This is a genomic window from Streptomyces sp. NPDC046900 (genome assembly GCF_040644975.1).
Lineage (GTDB): Bacteria > Actinomycetota > Actinomycetes > Streptomycetales > Streptomycetaceae > Streptomyces.
Map to the genome: position 1 here is coordinate 1 of NZ_JBEYXD010000178.1, position 6,818 is coordinate 6,818.

The 6,818-nt window shown below is 69.8% G+C and carries 4 protein-coding genes; 1 reads left to right on the forward strand and 3 read right to left on the reverse strand.

All coding sequences use genetic code 11. From position 1 onward, the window contains the following. The first annotated feature begins 351 nt into the window (after positions 1-351). On the forward strand, positions 352-2,202 hold the full coding sequence (locus ABZ904_RS49970; protein ID WP_361002309.1) for a glycoside hydrolase family 15 protein: 1,851 nt from the start codon (positions 352-354) through the stop codon (positions 2,200-2,202). A gap of 71 nt (positions 2,203-2,273) precedes the next feature. Here the strand turns inward: ABZ904_RS49970 and ABZ904_RS49975 are convergent, their stop codons facing one another. The 3 genes from ABZ904_RS49975 to ABZ904_RS49985 form a co-directional block, all read right to left on the reverse strand. Next, complete coding sequence (locus ABZ904_RS49975) at positions 2,274-3,467, reverse strand: serine hydrolase domain-containing protein (protein ID WP_361002306.1); 1,194 nt, start codon at positions 3,465-3,467, stop codon at positions 2,274-2,276. A 263-nt stretch (positions 3,468-3,730) separates the two neighbouring features. Continuing rightward, positions 3,731-4,156 carry an OsmC family protein gene (locus tag ABZ904_RS49980; protein WP_361002303.1) on the reverse strand — a complete coding sequence of 142 codons (426 nt, stop codon included), beginning with the start codon at positions 4,154-4,156 and terminating at the stop codon, positions 3,731-3,733. 827 nt (positions 4,157-4,983) lie between these two features. After that, positions 4,984-6,351 carry a serine hydrolase domain-containing protein gene (locus tag ABZ904_RS49985; RefSeq protein WP_361002300.1) on the reverse strand — a complete coding sequence of 456 codons (1,368 nt, stop codon included), beginning with the start codon at positions 6,349-6,351 and terminating at the stop codon, positions 4,984-4,986. Between the last annotated feature and the right edge of the window lie 467 nt (positions 6,352-6,818).

The window sequence follows — 6,818 nt, forward strand, 5'->3', positions numbered from 1 at the left end:
TGCCCGGTTCGGTACTACAAGCAAAGGAGTTGCTGTGCCAGCCTGGCTCCCGCTCAGCACGGTGTGCGCGCTTGGTTCTCGCAACGCACACCGAGCAGCCTACCCGCTCGCGTGGACGGTCTTTCGCCCTGGAGGCGAAACCCCGTTGCCTGCCCTGCTCCGCAGGAGTCCGATTCCTCCCCAGCCTGAAGGCCAGGGCATCCTCGGAGGAACCAGGTGATCATGCCGCGAGTTCGAGGGCGTCGCGGTAGCGGAGTGCGTGGAGGTGGGGGTGGGCTTTTCAAGGCCCCGGTACGGAGCCCGTGGCGGGGCCGTGCTGCCCGCTGTGCGGGTCGGCGAGACGATGGGGAGGTGACCGGCACGAGCGACCGTCCCATCGCGGACTATGCGCTGCTCTCGGACTGCCAGACCGCGGCGCTGGTCAGTCTGGACGGTTCCATCGACTGGCTGTGCTTTCCGCATTTCGACTCCCGGGCGGTCTTTGCCCGGCTTCTGGGAGCTCAGGCAGGCCACTGGTCCCTCCGCCCCACCGGCCCCTACACCGCCCGCCGGCACTACCTCGAGCGCAGTCTGGTGCTGTGCACGCAGTTCCATACCCCCACCGCGGCGGTGACCGTCACCGACGCGCTCGCCACTGGTCTCAACGAGCGCGGCCACCACCTGGGCGAACACGCTCCGCATCTGCTGCTGCGGAGGGTGGAGTGCACCGACGGTCGTGCGGACATCGCGATGGAGTTCGCGCCCCGCCCCGAATACGGGCTGGTCAGGCCGCTGCTCCTGCCCGTGGAGGGCGGGCTGCGCTGCCACGGCGGCCCGGACACGCTGGGCCTGTGCTGCCCACTGCCCCTGCAGATCGCCGAGATGGCCCGCGCCCACATATGCCTTGAGGCCGGCCAGAGCGTGGCCTTCGCGCTGCGGCAGGTGCCCGCCGGCAGCCACCCCGCGCTGATGGGGCAGGAGGAGATCGTTGCGCACCTTAAGGACACCGTGAGCGGCTGGCGCTCCTGGTCCGAGCTGCACCAGTCCTACCAGGGGCCGTGGGAGGAGCTGGTCCACCACAGCGGGCGCATCCTGCAGGGCCTGACGTTCCAGCCGACCGGCGCGATCGTCGCCGCCCCGACCACCTCCCTGCCCGAGTGCGTCGGCGGCGTCCGCAACTGGGACTACCGCTTCGCCTGGGTCAGGGACGCCTCCTTCACCCTGGACGCCCTGTGGGTGGCCGCCTGCCCCGACGAGGCGGAGGCCTTCTTCCGGTGGATGGCCCAGGCCGGCGCCAGCGACACCGCCCACTGCGAGTCGATGCAGATCATGTTCGGTATCCGCGGCGAACGCGACCTGACCGAACAGGAACTGCCCCGCCTGCCCGGCTGGCGCGGCAGCCGCCCGGTCCGTATCGGCAACGGTGCCTGGCAGCAGCGGCAGCTGGACGTCTACGGCGAACTGCTGGCAGCCGCCCACCGCCTGCCCGACGACCTCGCCGCACTGGACGCCCCCACCAAGGCTTTCCTCGCCGCCTGCGCGGATATGGCCGCCACCTGCTGGGACCAGCCCGACCAGGGCATCTGGGAGGTCCGCAGCGGCCCGCAGCACTTCGTCTACTCCAAACTCATGTGCTGGGTCGCCGTCGACCGCGCCCTGGCACTCGCCGACGCCCTGGACGCTCACGCCCGCATCCCCGTATGGGTGCGGGCCCGCGACGAGATCCGCGCGGCGATCGAGGAAAACGGCTGGAGCCACAAAGCCGGCGCCTACACCCAGGCGTTCGGCAGCGACGTCCTGGACGCCTCCGTTTTGATGATGCCGATCGTGGGCTTCCTGCCCGCCACCGCGCCCCGCATGCGCGCCACCATCGACGCCATCCGCGACCGGCTCACCAGCAAAGACGGCCTCGTCTACCGCTACCTGAGCGCCGAGGACGGCCTGCCCGGCGAAGAGGGCACCTTCCTGCTGTGCACTTTCTGGCTGGCCCACGCCCTGGCCCTGGCCGGCGAGAGCCAAGCGGCCCGCCAGGTCTTTAAGCGAGCCGCGCGCTGCGCCAACGACGTGGGACTTCTCGCCGAGGAAGTCGATTCGGCAAGCGGTGAGCTGCTCGGCAACTTCCCGCAGGCCTTCAGCCACATCGGTCTGGTCAACGCCGCCTGGGCCATCCACCAGGCCGAGACCGGTGCGACCGAACTGCCGCTGTGCCACCGGCCCGACTGACCCTCAAGCCGCCCCGGTGGTGGGATCGCCCTCGCGGGCCGGACCCACCACAGGACGGCCTGAGACCCCGATTAGGAGGTGGGGATGTCGTAGACGTTCTTCGGGGTCACGATGTCGGTGACGGCCTTGGCGAACTTCGTGGTCAGCGACTTGCCCTCGACATTGATATCGCTGGTGGTGTGCACCACGAGGGTGGCCTTGGCCTTGGGCAGATAGACCATCACCGTCTGGTAGCCGGGCAGCGATCCGTTGTGCCCGATCCACCCATGGATATCGAAGATGCCCAGGCCGTAGCTCAGGCCCTCCCGGCCGGTGGGCAGCATCGTCAGCCGTTCGGCCTGGGTCGCCTTGGACAGCAGGGTCCCCTTAGCGAGGGTGGACGCCCAGGACCGCAGATCCTGCAGGTTCGAGATCATCACCCCGGACGCGCCGCCCGGCGGGGCCCAGTTCGTCGCGTCCGTGATCGAGCCGTCGTCCGAGGCCTGATCGGTGTACCCGTGGGCGTGGGGGGCGGGGAACTCGGCGCCCTTGGGCATGAAGGTGTGCTTGAGATGGGCCGGCTTGATCACATGCCGGGTCAGGTAGCGGTCGAAGGGCTGCCCGGTCACCTTCTCCACCACCATCGACAACAGGATGGTGTTGGTGTTGCTGTACTGGTACTGGCTGCCTGCTCGGAAGGCGACCGGGTGCTTGAAGGCGTAGGCCAGCAGCTCCTTGTTGGTGAACGTGCGGCCGGTGTCGGCCAGAAAGGCCTTGGCGAAATCCTCGTCGGCCAGAACGTTGAACAGGCCGCTGCGCATCTCCGCGAGGTGACGCAGCGTGATGTGGTGGCCGTTGGGGACGCCGTGCACGTACGTGGAGATCGGATCGTCCAGGCTCACCCGCCCCTGGTCGACCAGACGCAGCAGCGCGGTGACCGTGAAGGTCTTGGTGACGCTGCCGATGCGCATGTTGAAGTCGGGGGACATCGGCTGCTTCGTCGCCGTGTCGGCGGTGCCGAAAGCCCTGACGTAGCTGCCCTTGCCCGGCGCCCACAGGCCCACCGTCACCCCGGGCGTGTGCGTGGTCTTCAGAACGTTCTGGACGGCACGGTCGAGCTGGGCGCGGACCTGCGGCGTCAGCGTCCGCATCACCGGCTGCCTTGAGACGGTCCTGTGCGCCGGGGACGCATCGCCGGCGAAGGCCTGGGCCCCAACACCGGTCGCCACCACCGTGCCGGCGGCCAGCGCCGCCCCGATCACGGCGAGCGTGCGACGCCGGGTCATGGGCCGAGTGCCCTCGCTGGTCGATGAACTGTGAGGCATGCTGCGCCCTTTCCACGTGCGGGCGGGCCCCTTGCGGCCCGCCCGGCTTGGTTTCCATCGTGGTTGCGTCCGGCCTTTCGTTCCTCTGCCGCACGAGCGGTTTCCGTGCTCCGCCGCAGGAATGAGACACCCGCCGGCCTCACCCCTCTCGTTGCCCGGCAGGGTCCCCCAACGGCAGGTGCCCCGACCCGATACGGGCCGGGGCACCTGCCAGTGCAGAGCTCTCAGGCAGCGCCCAGGGACGGCGCGGCGGGGCGGCGCGCCGTGGTGCGGGTGTGCACGGGCACCGAGGCACTGAGCATGCGCTGGATGGGGCAGTGCTCGGCGATGGTGGCCAGCCGGCTGATCTGCTCGGCGCTCAAGTCACCGATGATCTCGACATCCTTGAGGATCTGCCCGAGCGGCCTGATCCCATGGGCCATGCGGACATCGACCTTGATGCCGGCCAGAGGCCAGCCCTTGCGTTCGGCGTACAGGCGTACCGTCATCGAGGTACACGCGCCGAGGCCGGCCAGGAGCAGCTGAACGGGCGTGGGGCCGGTGTCGGTGCCGATCGGGTCGGGTTCATCGCCGGTCAGCCGGTGGGGGCCGACGCCGATCGTCCGAGCCAGGTACCCGCTTTCGCGGACGGTGACAGTCCGTCCAGACATGGCATGCCTCCTCATCTACTTCTGTACGGCCGGGCCGCATCCACGGCCCGGCATGGCGCCGCGGCATGGGCCGGCGCCGCGACGGGGCGCTCACGCGGGACAAGTGCAGCGACAGCCGACACGGCCCGGGAGGATCACTGACGGCCACAGCCCGTGGCGATGGCGCCCTTGGAATCGGTCAGGTGCCCGCCCCGGCGAGCCGGCGGCCTGGCCGGCACTGAACGCGACGGTCGGCCAAGCGCCTCGCGGACGTGAAGGCGTGCCGCGGCGGCATCCGCCGGGTCGGCACGGTGACCTGGGTCGGCCCGGTCCTGAAGCCCGCACGAAGATCACCGCGGTCGGCCCGTCGGACGTGAGGACCGGCAGTCCACCTACGGGGCGACGGCCCAGACCAGCGCCGCAGCCGGCCGTCCTCGATGACCCGACTCCCACACGGCAGTGTGGGAGACGCGCCGGCAACACCAGGCACGTTGAACCCTCCCTCCGCTGAAGCAGGGGGATTCCTGGCTCAGGCTGCCTGCGGGCCCGGCGGACCTACGGGTCTTACACCCTCAACACCAGCCGGGTCGGAACCTGCCCGGTTCGGTACTACAAGCAAAGGAGTTGCTGTGCCAGCCTGGCTCCCGCTCAGCACGGTGTGCGCGCTTGGTCCTCGCAACGCACACCGAGCAGCCTACCCGCTCGCGTGGACGGTCTTTCGCCCTGGAGGCGAAACCCCGTTGCCTGCCCTGCTCCGCAGGAGTCCGATTCCTCCCCAGCCTGAAGGCCAGGGCATCCTCGGAGGAACCAGGTGAACAAGCTCGCGGTGCTCCACGTGTCGTTCGATGTCAGGACGTGGTCGGTTGCTCTGTGGAGCGGTAGGTCCTTGGGTCGTCTACCCGGCCGTTGTGGCTGCTCATGGTGCGCGGCTTTTGATGGTGGTCACTGCGGGAAAAGAAGCGGCCCCCGTCATGCGGGCTATTGACGCAGAGCGTGTGGCGTGCGGTGGTGAGCCAGGCGGAGACCTGGCCGGCATTCCAGGTGTCGGGGTCGGCGTTGGTGGTCAGCACCAGTTGCCGGGTGCCGTCGGTGCTGGTGAAGGCGTTGGTTTGGGTTCCCAGGACGGTCCCGGTGTGGCCCCACATGGTGACGCCGCACAGCCGTACTTTTTCCAGGCCCAGTCCGTAGCCCTTGGTCGGATCGGCGGGATCGACCTTGTAGGGACCGAGCTTCATCATCTCGTTCAGCTGGGCCTTGGGCAGGAGCTTGCCGGTGAGCAGGGCTCGGTCGAAGCGGGCCAGATCGTTGACGGTCGAGGTCAGTGCGCCCGCCGCCCAGGTGGTGGAGGGGCTGATGGCGGAGGTGATGTCCCGGGGTGCGCGGCCGGGTTGGTCCAGGAGGTAGCCGTGCGCGGCCGGCTCGGGGACCTTCAGGGAGCGGACGGGGAGCTGGGTGTCGCGCAGCCCGAGGGGTTGGATGATCCGGTGATGGAGTTCCTGCTTGTAGGAGTGGTGGGTGATCTTTTCGATGATCAGGCCCAGCAGGAAGTAGTTGGTGTTGGAGTAGGAGAACTTCGTGCCGGGCTTGAACAGCGGTGCATGGGCGTTCGCCAACGCCACCAGCTGGCGCGGTGATCGGTAGTATCCGGCGTCGCCCTGCAGGTAGGGGGCGGCGAAGGCCGGGTCCTGCTCGAAGGGGTAGAGCCCGCTGGTGTGGTTGAGCAGCTGGCGCACGGTGATGTGGTCGCCGCCTTTAATGATGTTCGGCAGGAGCTGCTGCACGGTGTCGTCCAGGCCGAGGCGGCCTTCGGCCACCAACTGCAGCACCAGGGTGGCGGTGAACACCTTGGTGTTGCTGCCGATGCGCAGATGGTCTGCGGTGCTCATGGGTCGCTTGGTGGCCAGGTCGGCGTAGCCGGCCGCGGCCATCGCGGTGCGGCCGTGGTCCCGGATGAGGGCGATCGCTCCGGGCAGACCCGCCCCGGTCAGCTGACGGACGGCCTGCCGGACGGCATGGTCACCAGCCCCGGGGCGGCCTGGTGATGTGTGCGAGGTCGCTGCGGGGGCGGGGGCGGGGGCCGTGTGAGGGCCGGCGGCGAAAGCGGTGGCGCCGGGGGCAAGGACGGCTGCGGCCGCGCCCGCGGCGCACAGGGGGGCGGCGACCCACCTGCCGCGTCGGCGTGTCGGGCGCGCGGGAGTGGTGGCGTCACGGGTCATGAAAGTGGCTCCCAGGAGGCAGGTGCTTTTCCGCGTCGGCGGATCGGTGTGTCACCAGCCTGCGTGCGGCCGGGGGGAAAGACGTCCGTCCCGTGGACCACCCTGGGGCTCCGTCGTGCGGGGGAGGGCTGGGTAGTACTGCGTCTGTCGGCCGAGGACCGGCGGCCCACAGCGGTGCCCTGCCGGCGAAGCTGGGCGGGAAGGACGGCCTGGGCGGCCGGCATGAGCCGGTGGGGCCGCCGCGGCGGCGGGAGTCTGGAACGTCGGGGCTCTGGACTACACACCTGCTGGGGCCGTGCCGGCGGGGAGACAGGGCGCCGGCAGCCGGCCGTCGCCGTCGATGCTCACGTGGGGACAAGGAGGCGCCCGCACCGTCACCTGGAAAAACCTGCGCCCGGAACCAAGGCGACGCCTTGGTTCCGGGCGCGCGCAGGTCGTCACATGGCTAGAGCACCCGTCTGTGATAC

Excerpts from the sequence above, each read along its gene's own strand:
- ABZ904_RS49980 (WP_361002303.1), bottom strand. The coding sequence starts at position 4,156 with ATGTCTGGACGGACTGTCACCGTCCGCGAAAGCGGGTACCTGGCTCGG.
- ABZ904_RS49985 (WP_361002300.1), bottom strand. The coding sequence starts at position 6,351 with ATGACCCGTGACGCCACCACTCCCGCGCGCCCGACACGCCGACGCGGC.
- ABZ904_RS49975 (WP_361002306.1), bottom strand. The coding sequence starts at position 3,467 with ATGACCCGGCGTCGCACGCTCGCCGTGATCGGGGCGGCGCTGGCCGCC.